The following is a 22121-nucleotide window of genomic DNA, read 5'->3' as shown; positions in this document are numbered from 1 at the left end:
CACCAACACCCGGTTTAACTTGTATAGACAGGATGGGCCAAATGAAAAGCTGTCCGAGTGCAGGAAACAACCTCTCTCCCAACATTCGCACCAGCAGACTGAATGATCAAGTATTTAGCCCCAAAAGGCATCGGGAATTGCACTATCTTGCTGTCTATACAAATAGGTGTTAAGAATGGCCATTACACAAAGCAAGACGTGTGCTAGGTCACACCGCGTAACCGGGCGACACCTTGTCGGCCAGGCGCAGCATGGCCGGCCATTCTTTCCAACCCAGCGGGCTGCGCCCCTCAGGGTATTCGCGCAGCGCGGCCTTGTTGAAGCCCAAGCGACTGATCTGCTCGGCTACACCGTCTGGCGGAAAGTTCAATTCTTGCCCGCAGGCCATCGCGTCCAGCTGGGCCTGGCAGGCTTTTTCGAGGTGCCACATACTGCTGAAGGCTTCGGCCACGGTGTAGCCCACCACCAGCGTGCCGTGGTTGCGCAAGACCATGACCATGTGGTTGCCCAGATCGTTGGCCAAGCGCTCGCGCTCTTGCAGATTCACAGCCAGGCCTTCTGACTCGTGGTACGCCACCTTGCCGTGGAACATCATGGCGTGCTGGCTCAGCGGCAGCAGGCCGCACTTGAGCATCGAGATCGCCATGCCGGCACGGGTGTGCAAATGCAGCACGCAATGGGCATCGTCGCGCGCCGTGTGGATGGCGCTGTGGATCACGAAACCGGCGCGGTGCACGTCGTGCGGACTGTCATCGACCTTCTGACCATCGCTGTCGATCTTGACCAGGCTCGATGCCGTGATCTCGTCAAAAGACCAGCCAAAGGGGTTGATCAGGTAATGCGCGGTGCCCGGAACCCGAAGTGAAATATGGGTGTAAATCAGGTCAGTCCAGCCGTGGTGCGCCACCAGCCTGTAGCAAGCCGCCAGGTCAATCCGGGCTTGCCACTCTTCGGGCGACATGTGGGTGGGCGCGGGAGCGCGGGTTGCGTTTGGATTGGTCTGTGGGGACATTTTGGGCTCCGGAAAAATGCGGGCTGCGCTCAGAGGGCACAGCCTGATCCAAGTCAGGTCAAAGGCTAATTCACTGTAGCAGGCAAGGCGGTCAAAGCTGAGCCACAAGTGACCCCTGCGGCAGAGGACGCTCAGCGCGGTGGAGCCTTACGCAGCAAAACAATGTTGCGGTAGCCCAGGCGGATCAGGCCTTCCTCCTGAAAATGCCTCAGCTGCTGGTTAACCCGCTGACGCGAAGCAGAGGCGGCTTGGGCCAGGTCGGATTGGCTCACGCGCAGCATCACGCCATCGGGCACGGCCACACTGTTGAACTTGGCAATGCGCTCCAGCGTGGCCCACACGCGTTGTTCCAGGCTGTGCATGCCTTGATCGGCCAGAGTGTCAAACAGTTGGTTGATGCGCAGGCCCAAAATGCGCAACAAATCCACAGCCACGGCCGGATCGCGGGTGATCAGGTCAACCAAGCGGTTGCGCTCGATGTGCAGCACCTGGGTGGGGCCGACGGCCACCAAATCTGCGGGGTAAGTGGTTTCTGCGAACACCGAGCTCAAGCCCGAGATTTCCCCAGGCAGCATCCAGCGCAGCAATTGCTCTTCGCCTTCAGGCGAGGTCACGCTCACACGCAATCGCCCTTTGACCAGCAGCAAGGCGGTCGATGTGGATTGCCCCCGGCTGAGCACCACTTGTCCTTCGGTCCAGTGGCGCAACACGCCCACGCTGTGCAGCGATTTGGCCGAGCGTGCCGTCAGTGCCGAGTTTTCTGCCCACACCTTGGTGAAGACATCGGCATCCAGTGCCTTGTATGCGGGCTCACGCGGGCCACTGGGCGAGCTGATGGAGGGGCGATTGGGGGGCAAGGGCATGGTGTCTCCGTCCTGGGGCAATGTTTTTTGAGTGCTTTCCCCTAAATTGTCACATCAGAAACAATTTGCGGCCTCTGTGGGCAATTAAATCGTGGCACCGAGCTTGACGGTGATCAAGTCAAAGAACCCCATTGGAGACGACATGAAATTTTCTGCCCCTGCATTTGTTCGCACCACTTTGGGTGCCATCGCCCTGACTTTGGGTGCCAGCGCCATGGCACAGTCCGTGGTGCGCTTCCAGGACTATCCCGGCACCGGCAATTTGATGGTGCGTGTGGCCCAAGAACAAGGCTTCTGCCAACAAGCAGGCATTCGCTGCGAACTGCGCACGATTCCAGCCGCGCCATTGGGCATGCAGACCATGCTCTCTGGTGACATCGAAGTGTTTTTTGGCCCGACCGAAGTGGCGGCTGCAGCCGTGGCCCGCAAGGCCCCCATTTCCATCATTGCCGCAGGCTTCGTCGATCCGGTGTTTTTCATGGCTGCAGGTGCAAAAACCGAGTTGGCGACCGAAAAAGAAGGCTACCCCGGCGTGGTCAAGTCCTTCAAGGGCAAGAAAATCGGCGTGACCCAGCGTGGCTCAGGCGCTGAATTTCAGGTCATCGACATGCTGGCGGATGTGGGCCTGACTGCGAACGACGTGACCTTTGTGGCCGTGGGTGCTCCCGACACCGCTTTTCCTGCACTCACACGCGGGCAAGTCGACCTGATCATGACCTTCCCGCCCACCGATGGCATGTGCGAAGTGCTCAAGGCCTGCCGCCTGGTGGTTGACCCCCGCAAGGGTCAAGGCCCCAAGAGCATGCTGGCGACCCGGGGAGGCGCTGGCACCATGGCGGTGAAGACCGAATGGGCAGCGGCCAATCCGCAAACGGTGGCCGGTATCCGCAGGATGCTGGATTTGTCGGATGCTTTCATCGCCAACCCGGCCAACTTCGGCAAGACACTGGAGATCCTGCGCAAGACCTTTGCCCTGCAATTGCCCAACGCAGACCAGATCGCTGAGGTGAGCTTGCGCAACTCCATCGGCAACTTCAAGGCCCGTGGCACCGTGCCTGCCATGCAGGCGGTGGCCGATGCCATGACCGAAAACAAGCTGCTGCCCGGCAGAGTAGACATGGCTCCGGCGGTCTTGCCTTGAACTTTGGACATCGCGATATTTTCAGGAACTCTTCATGATCGACGCACAGCGCATCGACCTGAGCTTTGACGGCACCAATCTGGTGTTGCAGGGTGTGGACCTGCACGTCAAGGCAGGGGAGTTTGTCGCGCTTGCGGGCCCGAGTGGCTGCGGCAAAACCACCTTGCTCAACCTGTGCGCGGGGCTGGTGGATTTGCCTGCAGGTCAGCGGCTGCTGGTGGCCGGCGAACAGCCGGCGCTCGGCAGCCATGAGGTGGCTTACATGTTGGCGCGCGACAGCCTGTTTCCCTGGCTCAATGCGCTGGACAACGCCGCATTCGGCCTGAAGGTGCGGGGTGTGCCCATCGCAGAGGCCCGGGAAAGGGCCGCAGTGATGCTCAAGCAAGTCGGACTTGGCGGGTCTGAATACCGACTGCCCAAGGCCTTGTCGCAAGGCATGCGCCAGCGCGTGGCACTGGCACGCACTTTTGCCATGCCCTCGCCATTGCTGCTGATGGATGAGCCCTTTGGGGCACTGGACGCGCAAACCAAGCTGCAGCTGCAAGACCTGCTGCTGCAGCTGTGCCAGGACGGCAACCGCACGGTGCTGTTCGTGACCCACGACTTGTCAGAAGCGGTGGCCCTGGCCGACCGGGTGATGGTGATGTCCTCCAGGCCCGGCCGCATCGTGGCCGATGTGCAGGTGCCGCTGGCGCGTCCGCGCTCCATTCGTGAGCTGCAAACCAGCGATGACTTCCGCCACACCTACACCCAGGTGTGGAAACATCTCGAAGAAGGTTGGGTGCACCATGAAGGCTGAAACACTTCGCACGCTGGCGCAGCATGCCCTGTTTGTCTGCGTGTTTCTGGGTCTGTGGGAGTGGGGTGCCCGAGTCGGTTGGGTGGATCCGAGTTTCATGGGCAGCCCGCTCGGCATCATCCAGTTCACGCTTGAAAACTTTGCCAACGCCCGCTTGTGGGGTGATCTGGGCTGGACTTTGACGGCCGTTTTCGCGTCCTTCGTCATTGGCTCGGTCGCCGCCATGGCCACCGGCTTGGCCTTTGTCACCTGGCCCCGGTTCGAGGCTTTTTGTGACCCCTACATCTCGGCCTTCAACGTGCTGCCGCGAATTGCTTTGGTGCCGCTGTTCATTCTGTGGTTTGGTTTGGGCATCGGCTCCAAGATTGCTCTGGGGGTGTCGCTGACCTTCTTCATCGTGCTGTCCAGCACGGTGGCCGGTATTCGGGGCGTCAGCCAAGACCATGTGACGCTCACACGCACGCTGGGTGCCAGCAGCCGACAGATGTTTTTCTCGGTCACATTGCCGGGGGCTGTGCCAGTGCTGTTTTCAGGATTGCGCCTGGGCGTGATTTACGCCTTGCTGGGTGTGGTAGGCGCAGAGGTCATTGCTTCCGAGCGTGGACTCGGGCAACAACTCGCTTATCTGGGATCCACATTCAACGTCAACGGCGTGTGGTCGCTGCTGTTTGATCTGGCGCTCATCGGGGTGCTGATCATGAAGCTCATGAACTGGATCGAACGCCGTCTGCTGCACTGGCAATGAAGCCAACGTGCGAAAACACATCAAGGAGAACAAACAATGAAATTCCGTCACATCCAGGTGGACCCGATGACGCCCACCATCGGCGGCATGATCAGCGGCGTGGACCTGAACAACACCCGCTCTGAAGACGTTTACGAAGAGATCAAGCAAGCGTTGTGGCAACACGGCGTGGTGTTTTTCCGCAAGCAGGCCTTGAAGCCCGAGGCCTACATTCGCCTGGGTGCCAATTTCGGCGAGATGGAACAGCACGAGTTCTTCCCGCACATCGAGGGGCACCCCCAAATTCAGTTGATCTCGCACCAAGGCAACGAAGCACCCGAGACCGACCGCTGGCACACCGACGTGACCTTCCGCAAAAAGCCCAATATGGTGTCGATTTTGCGCATCACAGACTTGCCCCCAGCCGGTGGCGACACCATGTGGATGCACGCGGGCGCTGCCTACGATGCGCTCAACCCCGGCATGCAGCAAATGCTCGAGGGCCTGCAGGCCGACCATGATTTGCCTTGGCACTTTCGCCGCATCAATGCCAACGAACGCCTGGCGCAACGGGCCTCTGCCAAGAGCGGCATGATGGTGCAGGCCAGCCAGCAAGAGTGCAAGATGATCGAGAACACGCCCACGATGACCCACCCGGCGGTGATCACGCACCCTTACAACGGCCGCAAGATTTTGTTCGTCAACTCGATCTGGACCAAGCGCCTGCTGGGCATGCACATGGACCTGTCCGAGGCGGTGCTGAACATGCTCTACGAATGGGTGAAAAAGCCAGAGTTCATGGTGCGTTTCCGCTGGGAAAAAGACTCGGTCGCCATGTGGGACAACTGCGCCACGCAACACTACGCCGTGTTCGACTACGCGCCGCACTACCGCGCAGGCCAGCGCATGACCTGCGGCAGCTTTGTGCCCACGCTCAACCCCGGTGCCGCCGCCGCAGGTGGCCAGCCCTCGGTCATGCGCCAGCTGCTCGACACCACCCGCATGCAAGCGGCCAGCCCGCGTGAGCAGCAGGCGGTGGAAGCCATCTTCAGCGCCCTCGAAAGCGTGGACCTGAACGCGGTGGCCAATGCGGCCCAGCGCCGTTGAACCCCCGCTGAACCCGGCATGCAAGCCCTCATGAGTTCCAGCAACCCCATCGACTTGGCCGACCACGACTTGGCCGCCTTGCAGGAGGCCCGTGACTTGCTGGGCCGCGCCCGGCAAGCCGCTGCCACGCTGGCGCTGTGGACGCCCGAAGAAGCCAGGCGTGTGGCCAAAGAAGTGGCTGCCGCCTTGCTGCCGCGTGCCGAGTTTTATGCCGAGTGGGCCGTGCGCGAAAGCCGCATCGGCAAAGTCGCTGACAAGATCGCCAAGAACCAGATTGCTTGCACGCTGACGCCTACGGCTTGGGACAACGTGGCCCTTGGTGGTGTTCGCCGCAACGATGCGCTGCGCATCGTCGAGATCGGCCGCCCAGCCGGCGTGGTGGTGGGTTTGTCCAACTCCACCTCGCCGGTGGCCACCATCATGTTCAAGGCCATCCTGTGCCTGATGACGCGCAACGCGCTGGTCATCTCGCCGCACCCGGTGGCGCTGGGCTGCTGCACCGCAGTGACCCATGAGTTGCAAGCGGCCATTGAAAAAGCCGGTGGTCCGGCACATGCCTTGCAGATCCTGACCCGCCCCACCGTTGAGGCCACAGGCGCGCTGATGCGCGACAGCCGTACCGACGTGATCTTGGCCACAGGTGGCACGCCCATGGTGCGCGCCGCTTACGGCTCGGGCAACCCCGCCATTGGCGTGGGCTCGGGCAATGTGCCGATTTATGTGGACGCCAGCGCCGACATCGAAGCTGCTTCGCAAACGATTGTGGCCGCCAAAAATTTCGACCACGGCAGTCCTTGCTCGGCCCCTTCAGTGCTGATGCTGCACGCCAGCATTGCCGCGCAGATGCAGCAAGCATTGGCCCGCCAGGGTGCGCATGTGTGCACCGACGCAGAAGCACTGCAAATCCAGAATTACGCCTTTCCCGGTGGCAAGTTCAACGGCAAAGTGGTGGGTCGCCCGGCACACGAAATCGCCCAGGCCGCAGGCGTGCAAGTGCCCGTCGACTGCCAAGCGTTGGTGTGCCCCATCGTCCAGCCGCAAGCGGGCCATGTGCTGCTGAAAGAAAAACTCTCGCCCATCTTGGGCTGCGTGGTGGTGGCGGGCATGGACCAGGCCATTGAGGTGGCGCGCCTGATGCTTCAGCACAGTGGTGCAGGCCACACCTCGGGCATCCACACCGCCAGCGCCGAACAGGCCGTGGTTTGGGGTGCAGCGCTGGACTATTACCGCGTGGTCGTGAACGGATCCACGGTGCACGACAGCACAGGGGCCAACACCGGCTTGCCCTACACCTTCACCATCGGTACCGGTTACGCGGGAAAAAGCTCGGTGGACTGCAACGTTGGCCCCGAGCTGCTGGTCAACTGGAAACGCGTGGCCTTTCCGCTGCCCGGCGGCTGGGCCGGGGCCATGGCTTCGGGCGCGGCTTTGCCAGCGGCACCGGGCCAGCTGTCCACCCTCACGCCTGAACTTCAGGCCACCGTCCTGCGCATCGTGCAGGAAGAACTCGAACACCTTCGCTGAAAGCCCGATATGTCCACTTTGCGCAGTTACATTTTTCTGGACCGCTTGCAGCCACAGCTGATGTGTTTGCTCGGCTCTACCGCCCGTGGTTTTTTGCCACGCCACAACGACGCGGCCATGGTGATCGAAGTGGCCCCCGGCATGGACATCGAGTGGCTGACCGACATCGCGCTCAAGCACGACGATGTCAAGCCCGGCAACTTGGTGGTTGAGCGGCAGTTTGGCTATTTGGAGTTCCATGGCCAGTCCTCCTCGTCCGTCAAGTCGGCGGGTGCAGCTGTGTTGGATGCCATGGGCGTGAGCGAGAAAAGCGTCATCAAGCCTGAAATCCTGGCCTCTAAGGTCATTGACCGGGTCGACGGTTACCACGCCTTTTTGATCAACCGCAGCAAGGCTGGCAGCATGCTCTTGCCCGGTGAATCGCTCTACATCATGGAGATGACCACGTCTTCTTATGCGCTGCTGGTGGCCAACGAGGCTGAGAAAGCGGCGAACGTCAAATTGGTGGATTGCCGTTTCATGGGCCCTGCCGGGCGGCTGTACCTGTCGGGCACACCGTCAGATGTCCGAACTGCCGCCGAGGTGGCAGAGGCCGTGATCCGGAATGCCGGAGGTGCTGCATGAGCGCAGACGCTTTGCGCGAACAAATTCGGGCGCAGGTGCGCACCGCATTGGGCGCCAGCAAAGCCACCGGTGGGGATGCATCGGCGGCCTCGGTGACCGCGCTGATGCAGCGCTTTGAAGCCGGTTATGCCGCTGTGAATGCCGAAGCGATCGTGGCCTGTTTTGCCCACGATGTGGTCTGGACCTTGCCCGACTCACGCGTGCTCCATGGCCGTGCGGCATGCCTGGTGTTCTTGAAGGAACGCTTTGCCAGCCCCACCGGCCCCAAGTTTTCGGATTCGCACCTGAATGTGCTGGGCCAGATCGTGGTGCAAAACTACAAGGTGAGCGTGCCCTTGCCTGGTGGCAAGGCACTCACGCTGGACGGCACCGATGTGTACCAAATCCGCGATGGCCTGATCGCCCGCAAAGACGCTTATTGGAAACAGATCGGCGCGCCCAAGCCTGCGGCTGCGGCACCGGCTGCTGCGCCAGCGACTGGGCCTCAGGGCGTGGTGGTGCCCTTGCGCGTAGGCACCGGTGCCCACGCGCAAGCTTTGACAGAACTCTTCAAACGCCTGGCCGCCAGCCCAGCACTGCTGCAAGCGGCGCAATCGGGTTTGCTGCGTTTTGACATGCGTGTAGACGAGGCTGCAGTCAAGGCGGTGGCCGCTGCTGCGCCTGCTGCACCCGTGACGTCGGCCATGGCCGCCACCACCGCCACCGATCCGGCAGCTTGCTGCTCATCGTGCAAGGCAGGCAAGGCCTGCGAGTGCAAGGGCGACACCTGCGAGCTGCACGATCACCCAGCCGAAGACATACCCGAGCTCAAGGGTGTGATCGGTGAGAAGTTGCTGAAAACCCTGCCGCCGAGCGTGAAAACCGTTCGGATGCATCCCAAGGCGGTGATGACCCCCTTGGGCAAAGAAGCCCTGCGCAAGCGCGGCATCACCATTGAACGAGGAACCAAGTCATGAAAACAGGAACCGTGATCGGCCGCATCGTGGCCAGCAAACGCCTGCCCGAGTTGCCCGCTGGGGCATTGCTGGAGGTGCAACTGGACTACCCCAAAGACGTGGTGGTCTGCTACGACCCCATGGGCTGTGGCATTGGCGAGCGCGTGATGATCACCATCGGCGCACCTGCTGCCTGGTGGTTTGCTCCGGCTCACCCGCGTGTGGTGGCCGATGCACTCATCATCGCCTCGCTCGACAACTACGACACCCCCACGCCAATGCGCTGAGCGCATCTGTATTTTTCCCCTCAACCCTTCCCTCAACCCGTTTTTTTAAACCCTCAAGGAGACTCTCATGTCACAAGCCATCGGAATGATCGAAACCAAAGGTTATGTTGCTGCTTTCGCGGCCGCTGACGCCATGGTCAAAGCCGCCAACGTCAACATCGTTGGCAAAAAAGAAGTTGGTGGCGGTCTCGTTGCCATCATCGTGTCGGGCGACGTGGGTGCCGTCAAGGCCGCCACCGAAGCCGGTGCTGAAGCCGCAGGCGCGATCGGTGAAGTGGTGTCCTGCCACGTCATCCCACGTCCACACGCTGACGTGACCAAAGCCTTTGACGGCAAGTGATCGCAGGCTGCCCTAAATAAGGAGGCCGCATGGCCACAAGCAAAAAAGCCACCGAGCCCGCGAAACCGCCTGCCAAGCCGGCCGCTGAGCTTCGGGTTTACCTGACGCTCACCGACCTGCAGCCCCAGTTCTCTTCGTGGATGAGTTCGCCCCTGGGCGCACGCGGCTACGTGGCGATGCAAGGCACCCACGCGCTGTTGGTCGAGATCGCCCCCGGGCTGTCCATCCAGCGCGTGATCGATTTGGCCCTGAAAGCCGAGCCCACACTGGAGCCTGGCATTCTGGCGGTCGAGCGGCAGTTTGGCGTGCTGGAGTTGCACAGCAACGACGGTGCGGCGCTCCAGCGTGCAGGCCAGGTCATTCTGGACTGGATGGGTGCCAAGGCCGAAGACCAGTTGCGCCCGCACTTGCTGTACAGCGACATTCTGGAAAACGTGACCGATCAGCACGCCGTGTTGATGAACCGAACACGCCAAGCCAGCATGGTGCTGCCCGGCGACCACATGCTGCTGATGGAGGTGGCCCCAGCCCTGTTTGGTGCCCACATGGCCAACGAAGCCGAAAAAGTCGCCCCTGACCTGACCCTGGTCGAGTGCAGCATGATCGGTGCCAGCGGCCGCATGTACCTGACAGGCAGCATGGCCTCGCTCGATAAGGCCAAGGCCCATGTGGAGCTACTGCTCGCGGAGATTCCGGGCAGAGGCTGAACGAGCCGATTTTTTCAGCGAATTCACAATGTTCCGCAAGCTGGGAGAGATATCCGACCGATGCGATGACGGCCCTAAACTGTGCGTAGGAATGTTAGGGACTGCGGGGTATTCCGCCGTGTTGAGGAATGCGCATGCAAGAGTGGATTTACCCTGTTGGGGTTGTTTTATCAGGCTACACCGTACTGGGTTTGACAGGCTTTGGTTCAGCGCTGGTGATCGTGCCTTTGTTGGCCATGAATTGGCCCTTGTCCGAAGTGGTGGCCTTGACCTTGTTGATGGATGTCCCCGCTTCGGCGTTTCACAGTTGGCTCAACTCGAGCCAAGTTCAATGGCGTGAGCTGCGCCGCCTCTTGCCTGGACTGGTGATCGGAACGGCAGCGGGTTTGTGGTTAACGCCACATGTGCAGTCACGCTGGCCCCTGCTGTTGCTGGGCTTGTATGTGGTTGTGGTGGGTCTGAGCACCTTACGTGCCAAAACTGCGCACAAGCGCCCGCATGGCCCGCTCTGGGCTGGGCCTGTGGGCACGGTCATCGGGCTGGTAGAAATGCTGTTTGGCACCGCAGGCCCGCTGGTGGTGGCATGGCTCAGCCGCCGCTTGGCCGATGCACAGCAAATACGGGCCAGCACACCCATGATCATCGCCGCCGCCGCCAGCACCGTGTTGGCAGGCATGGCATGGGATGGCCAGTTGGCCAGTGACTTGCTTTGGCAGCGCTGGACTGGCCTCATCGGCGTGGCCCTTTTGGGTGTGTGGTTAGGCCACCGTCTGGCGCACCATGTGCCCATGGCGCGACTGCGCCAGATCATTTCCACCTTGTTGGTGGTCAGTGGTTTGATACTGGCATGGGGCGCATTGCGTTGATGGCTGTTGGCTCTCTGGCTGGCTCACGCCAGGCCAGCATGTGGCAGCCAGACTAAACGTGCTGCTGAGGGACGTGACGCCGGCGTACCCATCTCCTCAATCTTCACACGCTGAGTGTGCCTGCTCAGCGACAGCCTGGTGACAGGCGTGGTGGTGGTTTCATCGGACAATGCGCTCACAGCAACTGAGCCGATGGGCGAGAGCGCCGGGCCAAAGGATTCAAGACAATGAAAGACATGCAAGCCATGGACATCGGCCTTGTGGGCCTGGGCGTGATGGGCGAAAACCTGGCGCTCAACCTGGAGCGCAACGGGTTTTCGGTCAGCGGCTTTGACTTGGACGCTGCCCGCCGTGAGAACTTCGCGGTGCGCACGCAGGGCCTGCGGGCACAAGCCGCGTCGTCGCTGCCCGAACTGGTGGCCAGCCTGCAGGTGCCCCGGCGCATCTGGATGATGGTGCCTGCGGGTGCGGCGGTGGACCAGGTGCTGGCGCAGCTGCGCCCTTTGTTGTCGGCAGGCGATGTGCTCATTGACGGTGGCAACACGCTGTACACCGACACCCAGCGCCGCATCGCTGCGCTGCAGGACTCGGGCATTTTGTATGTGGGCGCGGGGGTCAGCGGCGGTGAAGAAGGCGCTTTGCTTGGCCCGGCGCTCATGCCCGGCGGCTCGCCCGAAGGCTGGCCGCTGATCCAGCCCCTGATGCAAGCCATGGCGGCCAAGGCCGAAGATGGGCAGCCGTGCTGCCAGTGGATGGGGCCGGGTGGGGCGGGCCACTTCGTGAAGATGGTGCACAACGGCATCGAATATGCCGACATGCAAATGATCTGTGAGGCTTACGCGCTGATGCAAAGCCTGGGCATGGCCCCGGCAGACATGGCCGCCGAATTCGAACGATGGAACGATGGCGAATTGGGCAGCTACCTGATCGACATCACCGCACAGATTTTGGCCACGACCGACCCCGAAACGGGTGCGCCGCTGGTCGATGTGATTCTGGACACGGCCGAGCAAAAAGGCACGGGTAAATGGGCCAGCCAGATCGCACTGGACCTGGGCGTCGCCGCCCCCACCATTGCCGAAGCGGTGTTTGCCCGCACGCTGAGCGCCATCAAAACCGAACGCGTGGCCGCTTCGAACCTGTTGTCGGGGCCGAGCACCGTTACGGCGCCCGAGCGCGGTGCCATGTTGGGCAAGCTGCGCCGGGCCTTGCTGGCCGCCAAAATTTGCGCCTATGCCCAGGGCTTTGCCCTGCTGCGTGCTGCCGACCGCGAACACCACTGGCACCTGCCCATGGCCCAAGTCGCCTCGGTCTGGCGTGCAGGTTGCATCATCCGTGCGCACTTGCTCGAAGACATTCGCCGCGCCTACCAAAACCAGGCCGACCTGCCCAATCTGCTGATCGACCCGCACTTTGTCCGCGTCATGGCCGACTGCCAACAAGACCTGCGCGAAGTGGTGGCCATGGCGGCGCTGAGCGGCGTGGCCGTGCCCGCCTTCATGAGCGCCCTGAGTTATTACGACGCCTACCGCGCGGCCCGTTTGCCTGCCAACTTGCTGCAAGCCCAGCGCGATTACTTTGGCGCCCACACTTACCAGCGCACCGACCGAGTGGGGAAGTTTCACACCCGTTGGGGGGAGTGACCGCCAACCCGCATGCGTGGCATCGGGATGACTGAGGGGGTCAAACCACAGGGATGGCATCCCAACACGTCGTGTAATTGGGCGACTTGCGCTCTTGCCGCATCTGCCAACCCTTGAACGCACCCTGCGTGGACACCTTCACTGTCCCGCGACCATAGCGCTGGTTCAGCTGGTCCAGCGCTAGCATCAGCTTGGCGTTGCTGGTGGTTTCGGGCTCCAGCAGATCACCTTGCCTGCGCGTGACCGGGCTGATCTCGCTGAGCATGATCCCGGCCTTCTTGTATTGGTAATCGGGTTTGAACATGCGCTCGCACAAATAACTTGCCCATCGGTTGACTTCCAGGCTGTCGTGGGTCGGGTACGGCAGTGGCACGGCCAGGCTGGGCATGTATTGCGGTAACTCTTTGCGAAACCGGTTCGTTTGCAAGAAGACCTGGATCACCGCAGCGTGGCTGTTTTGCGCACGCAGCTTGGCGCAGGCATTGGCCGCAAATGTGGACAGCGCGTCCTTGAGCACGTCCAACTCGGTGACCATGCCGCCGAACGATCGGCTGCAGATGATCTGCTGTCGCTCGGGTTGGATTTCTTGCAATTCAATGCAGGGCACTTCTTGAAGCTCTCGCTGGGTCTTTTCCATCACCACGCCAAACTCGGCCCGCAGGGTCGGCACATGGGCCACGCGCAGGTCTTGCACGGTGTGCACGCCGTGCCTGGCCAGCTTTTGAGTGAGCTTGTGTCCAACCCCCCAGACTTCTTCCACCGGAATGTGTGCGAGCAACTGGGTTTTTTGCTCGGGGGTCAACGCGTTGTAGTTGAAGACGCCTTTGGAACGTGGGTGCTTCTTGGCCACATGGTTGGCGAGTTTGGCCAAGGTCTTGGTGGGGCCAATGCCCACGCAGACCGGCATGCCCGTCCACATGCCAATGCGTTCGCGCATGGCATAGCTGACCTCGCGCATTTTTGGGGTGCCCGTCAGATCCACAAAGCATTCATCGATCGAATACACCTCGCTGCGGGGTGAAAACTCGCTCAGGATGTTCATGACCCGGTTCGACATGTCGGCATACAAGGCGTAGTTGCTGCTCATGGCCAGGATGCCGTGTTGCTCGGCCAGTGCCGTGCACTCAAACCAGGGGGCGCCCATCTTCACGCCCAAAGCTTTGGCCTCGTTGGAACGGGACACCACGCAACCGTCGTTGTTGGACAGCACCACCATCGGGACATGCGTCAGGTCGGGCCTAAAAATCCGCTCGCAACTGACGTAGAAATTGTTGCAATCCACAAGCGCCAGGGCTTGTACCTTCGGCGGGGCCATGGTTCAGTAAAGCTTGTGCAGGTTGCGCGTCACCACGCCCCAGATCAGCAGCTCCTCGCCTTCCTTGACCACGATGGGTGGGTACAGCGGGTTCTCCGCGATCAGCTTGACCACACCGCCTCTGCGGTACAGGCGTTTGACGGTGTAGTCGTTGTTCAGCACCGCCAACACGATGTTGCCGTGCTTGGCTTCGATGGAACGGTCCACCAACAGCTCGTCGCCCTCATAGATGCCGATGCCACTCATCGAGTCGCCTTTGACCCGGAAGATGAAGGTGGCTTCCTTGTTGCGGATCAGGTGCTCGTTCAGGTCAATGCGCTTGCGCGTGTGGTCCGCTGCAGGCGATGGAAAACCGGCCACCACGGGCCAAGTGCAGACATCCAGCCAGACGGGGGTGTCTGGTACAAACACTGGGGAAAGCGAAGAATCAAGAGGAGAAGACATCGCTTGAATATACTGGATAAATAACCAGTCTTTCAAGTTGCCATATTGGACATGGCGAGTGAACTTTGGCTTCAGATTCGGGGCGCTGGACAGGCCACCAGCGCCGGCATGTGCTGCCAACCCATCAGCTCGGCAGCCTGGGGGGCATCGGCACTCAGCCAGGCATCGTGCAGCGCCGGTGCGATGACGACGGGGGTGCGTTTCTCATCGCCGGGCTTGTGAAACTGCTGCATCACCGGGTGCGCATCGGCATTGACCGTGAGCATCGAAAAGCTCACCACCCGCTCGCCCGAGGCCGGGTCTGTCCAGCGGTCCCACAGGCAGGCGATGCCGAATGGATCACCACTGGCCAGAGCGATTTTCCAGCGCACGGCCTTGCCAGACTCGTAACTGGGCTCATAGAAGTTGTCGACCAGCACCAGGCCAAACTGCCGCTGCCGCCACGCGGTGCGGTAGCTGGGTTTTTCTGCGGCGGTCTCGCTGCGGGCGTTGTAGGTGTGGCGACTGATCTTGTCGTCCTTGGCCCATGCCGGGATCAGGCCAAACCGGGCCAAACCGCAAGCGACCCGACCCGTCTGGTGGCTCTTGACCACGATGGGGGAGGCAAACCCGGGGTAAGACTCCTCGGGGAAGTCTGCAGGCAGGTCAACGCCAAGCTTTTCCTTCACCCATGGGGCGCTTTGAGTGGGGGTGAAGTTGGTGCACACCCGAGCAGTTTATCGCTGCCATGAGGCACGGTGACCCCGCTGATGGGCCGTCTTGGCGCACAGTGCAAGAGGTCATCTCGCGACCATCGGGTGCGATACAGCTTGGGCCATTGACAGGACAGTGTGGCGCTGACCGTCAAAAGTTCTTCAGCGACGTGTCGCACCCGGTTACACAACCAGAACAATCCCTTGTGACATGCACGACATGTAACAAAGTTTCATAAATTCGCATACGATGGTTACATCGGCGATGGCCCCACAACGGCAGCCGCCTAAACGGACACATCCAACGAAAGTGAAATTTCCATGACCACAAGGATTGGTATCAACGGATTTGGCCGCATCGGCCGCATGGTGCTGCGCGCAGCAGTGCAAAATTTCAACGACGTCGAGATCGTTGGCATCAACGATTTGCTTGAACCCGAGTACCTGGCCTACATGCTGCAATACGACAGCGTGCATGGTCGATTCAAAGGCAGCATCGCGGTGGACGGCAACACGCTGGTGGTCAACGGCCAGCGCATCCGCCTGATGCAAGAGCGCGACCCGGCCAACCTGAAGTGGAACGAAGTCGGAGCCGATGTGGTGATCGAATCCACCGGGCTTTTTTTGGACAAAGACAGCGCGGGTAAGCACCTGGCTGCAGGTGCCAAGAAAGTGGTGATGTCCGCGCCGTCCAAAGACGACACACCCATGTTTGTGTACGGTGTCAACCATGCGTCTTATGCCGGACAAGCCATGATCAGCAACGCCAGCTGCACCACCAATGCGCTGGCCCCCATTACCAAGGTGCTGCACGACAAATGGGGTATCAAACGCGGCCTTATGACCACCGTGCACGCCGCCACCGCCACCCAAAAAACTGTGGACAGCCCCAGCAACAAGGACTGGCGCGGCGGCCGCGGCATTCTGGAAAACATCATCCCCAGCAGCACGGGCGCGGCTAAGGCGGTGGGCGTGGTGATCCCGGCCATGCAGGGCAAGCTCACGGGCATGGCGTTTCGCGTGCCCACTTCAGATGTATCGGTGGTCGACCTGACGGCCGAGTTGGAAACCCCGGCCACCTACGCCGACATCTGCGCCGAGATGAAAGCGCAAAGCGAAGGGGCGTTGAAAGGCGTGCTGGGCTACACCACCGCCAAGGTGGTCTCCACCGACTTCCGTGGTGAGGTGTGCACCAGCGTGTTCGACGCCGACGCAGGCATCGCACTGGACAGCACTTTCATCAAGGTGGTGGCCTGGTACGACAACGAGTGGGGTTATTCGAACAAGTGCCTCGAGATGGCGCGGGTGGTAGGTCGCTGAGGTTTGTGGGTCAACCTGTCTGTTGTATGGCCTCACGTCGAAAACCTTGCCGCACGCGCCATCGCCCACTTCACCAGAGTCGGGGCCCTTGTTTGCTTCAAGCTACGGACCTTGATTCATCCCCGGGGTGTTTAAAAAGAGTCATCAAGGGTGATGAATTCATGGGGTATTAGGGGTGGTGCAGTCGGCGTTGTGGGGGGTGACTGGCCGAAGGTGATAAATTAAAAGTAATTTTTTAATTTTAATTTTTTTATTCAACTCATTAACGTGTAACTTTTACAAATTAATACATTTAATTAACATGTAAATTTTTTTGATGCGGTTTTTGAATTCCAAATAGGTAATATCCGCTGGAAAGTCTCACCATTGAGTTAAGCAAAAACCTCAAAAAAATCATGATCTATAAACTCACTGTCATCCTGCGTCAAATTGTGGCCGTTTCCAGCATCTCCTTGTGCGCATGGGTGTTGCTGGGCGTCGCAGCTCAAGCTCAAACCAGCATTGAAACCCAACAAGCCGGCGTCAACAGTCGCATCGAGGTTTTGGGAACCTTGTTCACGCCGCCATCGGGCATTGCGGCCAGTCAAAGTCGCATGGTCTTTTACCGATCGAATGACAGCATGGGCCTAAAAGGAGCCACTGGCGTTTTCGTCAATGGTCAGTACCACACCTCTTTGATTCCGGGCGGTTACAGCCAGTTGTGCCTCGAACCGGGCGCGGTCGAAATCGGCACTCGACAATTCCAGGTGGGCGGTGCGGCCAAAGACACCTATGACACCCTAACCGCGGTCAGATTGCAAGCAGCGCAAAATCAGTACTTTGCAGTTTATGTCGAGGCGGGCCGCCCCGTTTTCAAACCCGTGTCCACAGCGCAGGCCCTGAAAGAATTGGCCACAGCACGCTTGCAGATGCACACCATTTCTCGGGTTACCCAAGCACGTGAATGTGTGCAGGCGCCGGCCACTGCGGTAGCCGAAACACGCCCCGTACCGGAGCAATTTGCCTTGGCGGGCGATGCCTTGTTTGCGTTTGGCAAATCCAATTCAGCAGGACTGACCCAAGAGGGCCTGGTTGCCATTGACCAGTTGGTCGCCAGCATTCGCAACGATTACCACCAGATCACCCACATCCATGTGATTGGCCACGCCGACCCGCTGGGCTCCTCGGTTGCCAACAAGCGCTTGTCCGAAGAGCGTGCCGAGACGGTGCGCCGCTACATCGAGCGTGTGGGCCCGATCTCCACACGCATCACGTCTGAAGGTCGTGGCTCGCGGCAGCCGGTGGTCAGCCATTGCGCCAGAGTGGCATCGCACAGTGCGATTGCCTGCAACCAACCCAACCGCCGTGTCGTGGTTGAAGTCCTCGGACAACGCAAGGCAAACAGCGAAGGCCGTTAAGCGCATCAAGTCAGCAGGGGGGCCTGGGGTGTGCCTGTTCGCGTCCCGCTGCTGGACATGACGCTTGGTGAGCTGGCTCAAAAGCCCAGCCAGCAAGATTCGGCCTTAAGGCTGACCGCGGGCCTCAGCCCTGGCTGAGCAACTGCGCAAAGCGGCCCAAATCCACGTTGCCGCCACTCACGATGATGCCCACGCGTTGACCTTGAAGCTGCTCGCTGGCCTGAATGGCCGCCGCCAGTGACAGACAGCCCGTGGGTTCGACCACCATCTTCATGCGTTCGGCATAAAAACGCATGCTCTGAACCAACTGTGCATCGGTCACGGTGTGCACACCATCCACCAAGCGGCGGATGATTTCGAAGGTGATTTCGCCCACCATGGGGGTTTGCGCACCGTCGGCAATCGTCACCGGGGTGGCAATGCGCACCCGCTGGCCCTGTTGCAAGGACTGCTGCACATCGTTGCCCGCTTCGGGCTCAACACCGTAAATCTTGCAGGTTGGCGACAGCGCTTTGGCCGTCAGGGCGCTGCCGCTGAGCAAGCCGCCGCCGCCCAGACACACGAACAAGGCGTCGAGCTCGCCTACCTCTTGAAACAACTCCAGCGCCGCCGTGCCCTGGCCGCTCAGCACGTCCGGGTGGTCAAACGGCGGGATGAAGCGCATGCCGTGCTCGGCGGCCAGGCCTTGGGCAATGGCCAGCGCATCGTCGGTGTAGCGGTCGTAACCCACCACAGTCGCGCCATAGCCGCGGGTGGCCGCCAGTTTGGCGGGCGAGGCGTCGTGCGGCATGACGATGGTGGCCGGGATGTCCAGAATTTGAGCCGACAAGGCGACGGCCTGGGCGTGGTTGCCCGATGAATAAGCCACCACCCCGGCCCGGCGCTCGGCAGGCGTCAGCCGCGACAGGGCATTGAAGCCGCCCCGGAACTTGAAGGCCCCCATGCGCTGGAAGTTTTCGCATTTGATGAAGGCCTGGGCACCCAACTGCGCGTTGAGCGTGCGCGACTGCAGCACCGGCGTGCGGTGGGCATGGCCTTGCAGCCGTACGGCGGCGGCCAGGACGTCTTCGAAAGTGGGTAGGGCGCTGGCATCGTGCATCGGTGATCCCTGAAGGGTAGCGGCAAAGTCTGCATGGTGACATGACTGGCGGTTTGAAAAGCACCCGCTTGCCACCTGCGAGACAAAGCCTGCGTCAGGCGCTGGCTAACATCGGTCATGCACCTGACTCTTTCCTCTCCCGTTCAAAGCCTGGCCGACATTCACCGCATCGAGGCTACGCCTTTGGCCGAGGCCGTGCCTTGGACCAGCACCTATAACCTGATCCGAGCCAGCGCCCAGGCGCATGCCGACCGGCCTGCGCTGACTTTTTTGCACACGGGCCAACCCGGCGGTGCGTCCACCACCTGGACCTACCGCAGCTTGCTGCAAGGCATCCACCAAACCGCCAATTTGCTGCACCAGTTGGGTGTAGGCCCTGAAGACGCCGTGGGGGTTCTGTTGCCCGGTGGCCTGGCCTACCACCTGGCGCTTTGGGGCAGCGAAGCGGCGGGCATTGTGCAGCCGCTCAACCCGCTGCTCAGTGACGAAAAACTGCTGTCGCTGCTGCGGGCCAGCCAAGCCAAAGTGCTGATCGCGCACGGCATCGAAGACGACAGCCAGTTGCGGGCGAAAGCCTTGCGCTTGCAAACCCAGTTGCCCAGTTTGAAGACGGTTTTGCTGGTTAACCCCGGAGGCGGCCCACCTCAAGAAGCCGACGCGCTGCCTGCAGGTGCGCAAGACTTTCACGCTTTGCGGGCCACGCAGGTAACCGACCACTTGATCAATCAACGCGTCTTTCAGCCCGAGGATATCGCGGCTTACTTTCACACAGGCGGCACCACCGGAGCGCCCAAACTGGCCAGGCACAGCCATGGCGCGCAGGTGTTCACTGCTTGGGCCAATGCCAGCATGCAAGGCTTTCGCGCAAGCGATGTGACGATCAATGGCTACCCGCTGTTCCATGTGGCGGGGGTGTTGCCCGGGGCCTTGTGCTCGCTGGCCGTTGGCATGCATGTGATCATTCCCACCGAAGCCATGTTTCGCAACCGCGATGTAGTGCAAAACTATTGGCGGCTGGTGGCCCACCACCGCTGCACGCTCATGTCGGGCGTGCCCACGGTATTGGCTGCTCTCGCGGGCGTGCCGCTGGAGGGGGCCGACATTTCAACCCTGCGAGCTGTGCGTACGGGCGCTGCACCACTGCCGCCCGAGCTGGCGCAACGCTTTGAACAAGCCTTCGGTTTGCACATCAACGAGAGCCTGGGCATGACCGAAACCGTCGGCTTGAGCACCGTGGCCCCACCGGGGCTCAATGCTCCAGCCGGTTGCGTGGGTTGGCCCTTGCCGCATGCGCGTGTGCGCATCGTGGCGCTGAGCAGCGATGACCAAGCCACATCTCACACCTTGCCTGCAAGCGAGAAGGGCATGGTGCTCTACCAGGGGCCGAATTTGTTTTCTGGTTATCTGGACGCCGCAGAAACAGCGCGCAGTTTCACGCCCGACGGTTGGCTCATCACGGGTGATGTGGGTTTCATCGACACGCAAGGCCGCCTGCACCTGTCGGGCCGCGCCAAAGACCTGATCATCCGCGGCGGCCACAACATCGACCCCAAAGTGATTGAAGACGCCTTGGGTGCACACCCAGCGGTGGCCTTGTGTGCGGCAGTCGGTGCGCCAGACGCCTACGCGGGAGAGGTGCCTGTGGCCTTTGCCACGCTCAAACCCGGCAGCCAGGTGACCGAAGCCGAGTTGCTTGCTTTCACAGCCGAGCGTGTGGACGAAGGCCCCGCCAAACCCAAATCCATCACGGTGCTGAGCGCCATGCCGGTGACCAATGTGGGCAAAATTTACAAACCCGAGTTGCGCACGCTGGCCACAGCGGCGGTGGTGCAAAGACTGATCCAAAACGCGATGGCACCCTTACAGCTTGCTCCCGCGCAATGGCCGCAGGTGCAGGCGGCAGGCGATGCACCTGTGGCGGTAGACGCCCGCGACACGCCTCTCGCTGCTTGGAACACGCTCAAGCCTTTGCTGGACGCTTTGCCCGTGAAGCTGGTCTTGCACGCACCCTGAAGGGCAGAGCCCCTCAGCTCAAGTGCTTGCCGATGATCCCGGCCAGCTCGAACATGGTGGCGCTGTCCTTGCCAAACACCGCTTGCAACTTGCCGTCGGCTTTGATGGATCGCTTGTCAGCCGGGTCTTGCAGGTTGTTGGCCTTGATGTAGTCCCAGATTTTCTTGACCACCTCGGTGCGGGCGTAGGTCCCGTCGCCGATCACCGCCATCAGGGCCGGGCTGGGTTTGAGTGTGCCCACGGCGGCTTTGCGTGGGGTTTTTTCGGCGGCAGGCTTGGCGACTTTTTTGGCGGCTGGGGTCTTGGCGGTTTTGGCTGCTGTCTTTTTTGCGGCTGCTTTGCCAAACGGTGTCTTGGTCGCAGCGGTCTTGCGCGGCGGGTATTTCTTGCCACCTTCGCGCTGCTCAAACTCAAACGTTACTTTGCCTTCTTCGGGGTTCCAGGCCAGCATGGCCTTGAAGGGGCGGCGCGTGCGGTTGCTCACGAACTTGTCGAGCACATCGGTTTTGCCGCTGGTCAACAGTTTGATGATTTGCTCGCGCTCCACCGGTTGCTGCAAGATGAGTTTGCCGGTCTTGAAGTCGCAACTCGGTGTGGGCTGCTCGTTCGTCGGCACAGCTTTGCTGCACACGTAATTGCTGCCGTGCTCGTGCACAGCGCCACCACATTTGGGGCAGACGCCAAGTGATTCGTCGGTGAACTCGACGATCTCGCCGCCATCTTCGTTTTTCTTGTCGTCACCGAAGTCGAACTCGAGCTTCCAGTTTTTCTCTTCTTCGTTGTACTTGAGCGCCATCTCGGCCACAAAAGGCCAACCGGCTTTGGAGCGGAAGCCGTCCAATGGACCAATCTTTTTGTCGCGCATGAACTGCTCAACTTCGGCAGGCTCAAAGGTGCGGCCAGCAGGCGTCTTGCCAAACGAAAAACCGCAGCCTTCGCTGGCGCCATCGGCACCTGTGCAGGTGTACCTGCGGTAGTTTTCTTTCACCACGCCACCACAGGTGGGGCAAGGCGTGGTGACGGTGGCGTAGTCGCCGGGCACGGTGTCGCGGTCGTATTCTTTGGCTTTTTTGACGATGTGCTCGGTCATGGCCGCGATCTCGGCCATGAAGGTGGCCCGGCTGAGCTTGCCTTGCTCCATTTGAGCCAGCTTGTATTCCCACTCGCCTGTCAACTCGGGCTTGGAGAGTTCTTCCACCTGCAGGCCGCGCAACAGCGTCATGAGCTGGAAGGCCTTGGCCGTTGGGATCATCTCGCGGCCTTCGCGCA

At 60.9% G+C, this 22121-nt stretch carries 22 protein-coding genes; 15 read left to right on the top strand and 7 right to left on the bottom strand.

The genetic code is table 11. The features are described 5' to 3' along the window. Window positions 1–208 precede the first annotated feature (208 nt). Window positions 209–1012: a class II aldolase/adducin family protein gene (locus B9Z49_RS20690; protein ID WP_108355345.1), complete on the bottom strand. Its 804-nt coding sequence runs from the start codon at window positions 1010–1012 to the stop codon at window positions 209–211. Between the two features lie 131 nt (window positions 1013–1143). Next, on the bottom strand, window positions 1144–1875 hold the full coding sequence (locus B9Z49_RS20685; protein WP_108355334.1) for a Crp/Fnr family transcriptional regulator: 732 nt from the start codon (window positions 1873–1875) through the stop codon (window positions 1144–1146). Window positions 1876–2017: 142 nt separating this feature from the next. On the opposite strand from B9Z49_RS20685, the gene B9Z49_RS20680 reads away from it, so the two are divergent. The 12 genes from B9Z49_RS20680 (at window position 2018) to gndA (ending at window position 12572) form a co-directional block, all read left to right on the top strand. Next, the gene (locus B9Z49_RS20680) at window positions 2018–3016 is read left to right on the top strand and encodes an ABC transporter substrate-binding protein (RefSeq protein ID WP_146188577.1); all 999 of its coding nucleotides are present in this window, start codon (window positions 2018–2020) and stop codon (window positions 3014–3016) included. A gap of 34 nt (window positions 3017–3050) precedes the next feature. Beyond that, complete coding sequence (locus tag B9Z49_RS20675; RefSeq protein ID WP_108355332.1) at window positions 3051–3815, top strand: ABC transporter ATP-binding protein; 765 nt, start codon at window positions 3051–3053, stop codon at window positions 3813–3815. Next, a complete protein-coding gene (locus B9Z49_RS20670) occupies window positions 3805–4560 on the top strand; it encodes an ABC transporter permease (RefSeq protein WP_108355331.1) in 756 nt (251 codons plus the stop codon). The genes B9Z49_RS20675 and B9Z49_RS20670 overlap by 11 nt, the downstream gene beginning before the upstream one ends. Window positions 4561–4596: 36 nt before the next feature. Further along, window positions 4597–5646: a TauD/TfdA family dioxygenase gene (locus tag B9Z49_RS20665; protein ID WP_108355330.1), complete on the top strand. Its 1050-nt coding sequence runs from the start codon at window positions 4597–4599 to the stop codon at window positions 5644–5646. A 30-nt stretch (window positions 5647–5676) separates the two neighbouring features. After that, window positions 5677–7170: an aldehyde dehydrogenase family protein gene (locus B9Z49_RS20660; RefSeq protein WP_158273561.1), complete on the top strand. Its 1494-nt coding sequence runs from the start codon at window positions 5677–5679 to the stop codon at window positions 7168–7170. 9 nt (window positions 7171–7179) lie between these two features. Beyond that, complete coding sequence (locus B9Z49_RS20655) at window positions 7180–7794, top strand: BMC domain-containing protein (protein WP_108355328.1); 615 nt, start codon at window positions 7180–7182, stop codon at window positions 7792–7794. Next, window positions 7791–8750, top strand: a complete 960-nt coding sequence (locus tag B9Z49_RS20650) for a nuclear transport factor 2 family protein (RefSeq protein ID WP_108355327.1) — start codon at window positions 7791–7793, stop codon at window positions 8748–8750. The genes B9Z49_RS20655 and B9Z49_RS20650 overlap by 4 nt, the downstream gene beginning before the upstream one ends. Further along, complete coding sequence (locus B9Z49_RS20645) at window positions 8747–9016, top strand: EutN/CcmL family microcompartment protein (protein WP_019427481.1); 270 nt, start codon at window positions 8747–8749, stop codon at window positions 9014–9016. Before B9Z49_RS20650 ends, B9Z49_RS20645 begins: the two co-directional genes overlap by 4 nt. A gap of 67 nt (window positions 9017–9083) precedes the next feature. Next, window positions 9084–9356, top strand: coding sequence for a BMC domain-containing protein (locus B9Z49_RS20640; protein WP_108355326.1), 273 nt, complete (start codon window positions 9084–9086; stop codon window positions 9354–9356). 29 nt (window positions 9357–9385) lie between these two features. After that, window positions 9386–10063 (top strand): microcompartment protein, encoded by a 678-nt coding sequence (locus tag B9Z49_RS20635; RefSeq protein ID WP_108355325.1) that lies wholly within the window; start codon window positions 9386–9388, stop codon window positions 10061–10063. A gap of 134 nt (window positions 10064–10197) precedes the next feature. Then, window positions 10198–10929, top strand: a complete 732-nt coding sequence (locus tag B9Z49_RS20630; RefSeq protein ID WP_108355344.1) for a sulfite exporter TauE/SafE family protein — start codon at window positions 10198–10200, stop codon at window positions 10927–10929. A gap of 236 nt (window positions 10930–11165) precedes the next feature. Then, window positions 11166–12572, top strand: a complete 1407-nt coding sequence (gene gndA, locus B9Z49_RS20625; protein ID WP_108355343.1) for an NADP-dependent phosphogluconate dehydrogenase — start codon at window positions 11166–11168, stop codon at window positions 12570–12572. A gap of 40 nt (window positions 12573–12612) precedes the next feature. Here the strand turns inward: gndA and B9Z49_RS20620 are convergent, their stop codons facing one another. The 3 genes from B9Z49_RS20620 to B9Z49_RS20610 all read right to left on the bottom strand — a co-directional run bounded on the left by B9Z49_RS20620 (window position 12613) and on the right by B9Z49_RS20610 (window position 14999). After that, window positions 12613–13887 carry a Y-family DNA polymerase gene (locus B9Z49_RS20620; protein WP_108355324.1) on the bottom strand — a complete coding sequence of 425 codons (1275 nt, stop codon included), beginning with the start codon at window positions 13885–13887 and terminating at the stop codon, window positions 12613–12615. A gap of 3 nt (window positions 13888–13890) precedes the next feature. Continuing rightward, a complete protein-coding gene (locus B9Z49_RS20615; RefSeq protein ID WP_233254746.1) occupies window positions 13891–14331 on the bottom strand; it encodes a LexA family transcriptional regulator in 441 nt (146 codons plus the stop codon). 71 nt (window positions 14332–14402) lie between these two features. Beyond that, a complete protein-coding gene (locus B9Z49_RS20610) occupies window positions 14403–14999 on the bottom strand; it encodes an SOS response-associated peptidase family protein (protein ID WP_233254745.1) in 597 nt (198 codons plus the stop codon). Window positions 15000–15344: 345 nt separating this feature from the next. On the opposite strand from B9Z49_RS20610, the gene gap reads away from it, so the two are divergent. After that, window positions 15345–16343, top strand: a complete 999-nt coding sequence (gap, locus tag B9Z49_RS20605; RefSeq protein ID WP_108355322.1) for a type I glyceraldehyde-3-phosphate dehydrogenase — start codon at window positions 15345–15347, stop codon at window positions 16341–16343. 395 nt (window positions 16344–16738) lie between these two features. Continuing rightward, window positions 16739–17740 carry an OmpA family protein gene (locus B9Z49_RS20600; RefSeq protein ID WP_108355321.1) on the top strand — a complete coding sequence of 334 codons (1002 nt, stop codon included), beginning with the start codon at window positions 16739–16741 and terminating at the stop codon, window positions 17738–17740. Between the two features lie 124 nt (window positions 17741–17864). On the opposite strand, the gene B9Z49_RS20595 is transcribed toward B9Z49_RS20600, so the two are convergent. Beyond that, window positions 17865–18839 carry a threo-3-hydroxy-L-aspartate ammonia-lyase gene (locus B9Z49_RS20595; protein WP_108355320.1) on the bottom strand — a complete coding sequence of 325 codons (975 nt, stop codon included), beginning with the start codon at window positions 18837–18839 and terminating at the stop codon, window positions 17865–17867. A 117-nt stretch (window positions 18840–18956) separates the two neighbouring features. On the opposite strand from B9Z49_RS20595, the gene B9Z49_RS20590 reads away from it, so the two are divergent. Further along, window positions 18957–20852 carry an acyl-CoA synthetase gene (locus B9Z49_RS20590; protein WP_108355319.1) on the top strand — a complete coding sequence of 632 codons (1896 nt, stop codon included), beginning with the start codon at window positions 18957–18959 and terminating at the stop codon, window positions 20850–20852. Between the two features lie 13 nt (window positions 20853–20865). Here the strand turns inward: B9Z49_RS20590 and B9Z49_RS20585 are convergent. Beyond that, window positions 20866–22121: topoisomerase C-terminal repeat-containing protein (locus B9Z49_RS20585; protein ID WP_199225127.1), on the bottom strand; the 1256-nt coding region annotated here is incomplete at its 5' end.

The sequence above is a fragment of the Limnohabitans sp. 2KL-51 genome, from assembly GCF_003063645.1.
Taxonomy (GTDB): domain Bacteria; phylum Pseudomonadota; class Gammaproteobacteria; order Burkholderiales; family Burkholderiaceae_C; genus Limnohabitans_A.
Note: the sequence above shows the minus strand (reverse complement) of the source record. Positions and strands in the feature narration are given on the sequence as shown.

Excerpts from the sequence above, each read along its gene's own strand:
- B9Z49_RS20645 (WP_019427481.1), top strand. The coding sequence starts at position 8,747 with ATGAAAACAGGAACCGTGATCGGCCGCATCGTGGCCAGCAAACGCCTG.
- B9Z49_RS20640 (WP_108355326.1), top strand. The coding sequence starts at position 9,084 with ATGTCACAAGCCATCGGAATGATCGAAACCAAAGGTTATGTTGCTGCT.
- B9Z49_RS20680 (WP_146188577.1), top strand. The coding sequence starts at position 2,018 with ATGAAATTTTCTGCCCCTGCATTTGTTCGCACCACTTTGGGTGCCATC.
- B9Z49_RS20620 (WP_108355324.1), bottom strand. The coding sequence starts at position 13,887 with ATGGCCCCGCCGAAGGTACAAGCCCTGGCGCTTGTGGATTGCAACAAT.
- B9Z49_RS20665 (WP_108355330.1), top strand. The coding sequence starts at position 4,597 with ATGAAATTCCGTCACATCCAGGTGGACCCGATGACGCCCACCATCGGC.
- B9Z49_RS20595 (WP_108355320.1), bottom strand. The coding sequence starts at position 18,839 with ATGCACGATGCCAGCGCCCTACCCACTTTCGAAGACGTCCTGGCCGCC.
- B9Z49_RS20655 (WP_108355328.1), top strand. The coding sequence starts at position 7,180 with ATGTCCACTTTGCGCAGTTACATTTTTCTGGACCGCTTGCAGCCACAG.
- B9Z49_RS20650 (WP_108355327.1), top strand. The coding sequence starts at position 7,791 with ATGAGCGCAGACGCTTTGCGCGAACAAATTCGGGCGCAGGTGCGCACC.
- B9Z49_RS20635 (WP_108355325.1), top strand. The coding sequence starts at position 9,386 with ATGGCCACAAGCAAAAAAGCCACCGAGCCCGCGAAACCGCCTGCCAAG.
- B9Z49_RS20630 (WP_108355344.1), top strand. The coding sequence starts at position 10,198 with ATGCAAGAGTGGATTTACCCTGTTGGGGTTGTTTTATCAGGCTACACC.
- B9Z49_RS20675 (WP_108355332.1), top strand. The coding sequence starts at position 3,051 with ATGATCGACGCACAGCGCATCGACCTGAGCTTTGACGGCACCAATCTG.
- B9Z49_RS20685 (WP_108355334.1), bottom strand. The coding sequence starts at position 1,875 with ATGCCCTTGCCCCCCAATCGCCCCTCCATCAGCTCGCCCAGTGGCCCG.
- B9Z49_RS20690 (WP_108355345.1), bottom strand. The coding sequence starts at position 1,012 with ATGTCCCCACAGACCAATCCAAACGCAACCCGCGCTCCCGCGCCCACC.
- B9Z49_RS20660 (WP_158273561.1), top strand. The coding sequence starts at position 5,677 with ATGAGTTCCAGCAACCCCATCGACTTGGCCGACCACGACTTGGCCGCC.
- B9Z49_RS20670 (WP_108355331.1), top strand. The coding sequence starts at position 3,805 with ATGAAGGCTGAAACACTTCGCACGCTGGCGCAGCATGCCCTGTTTGTC.
- gndA (WP_108355343.1), top strand. The coding sequence starts at position 11,166 with ATGCAAGCCATGGACATCGGCCTTGTGGGCCTGGGCGTGATGGGCGAA.
- B9Z49_RS20615 (WP_233254746.1), bottom strand. The coding sequence starts at position 14,331 with ATGTCTTCTCCTCTTGATTCTTCGCTTTCCCCAGTGTTTGTACCAGAC.
- B9Z49_RS20600 (WP_108355321.1), top strand. The coding sequence starts at position 16,739 with ATGATCTATAAACTCACTGTCATCCTGCGTCAAATTGTGGCCGTTTCC.
- gap (WP_108355322.1), top strand. The coding sequence starts at position 15,345 with ATGACCACAAGGATTGGTATCAACGGATTTGGCCGCATCGGCCGCATG.
- B9Z49_RS20590 (WP_108355319.1), top strand. The coding sequence starts at position 18,957 with ATGCACCTGACTCTTTCCTCTCCCGTTCAAAGCCTGGCCGACATTCAC.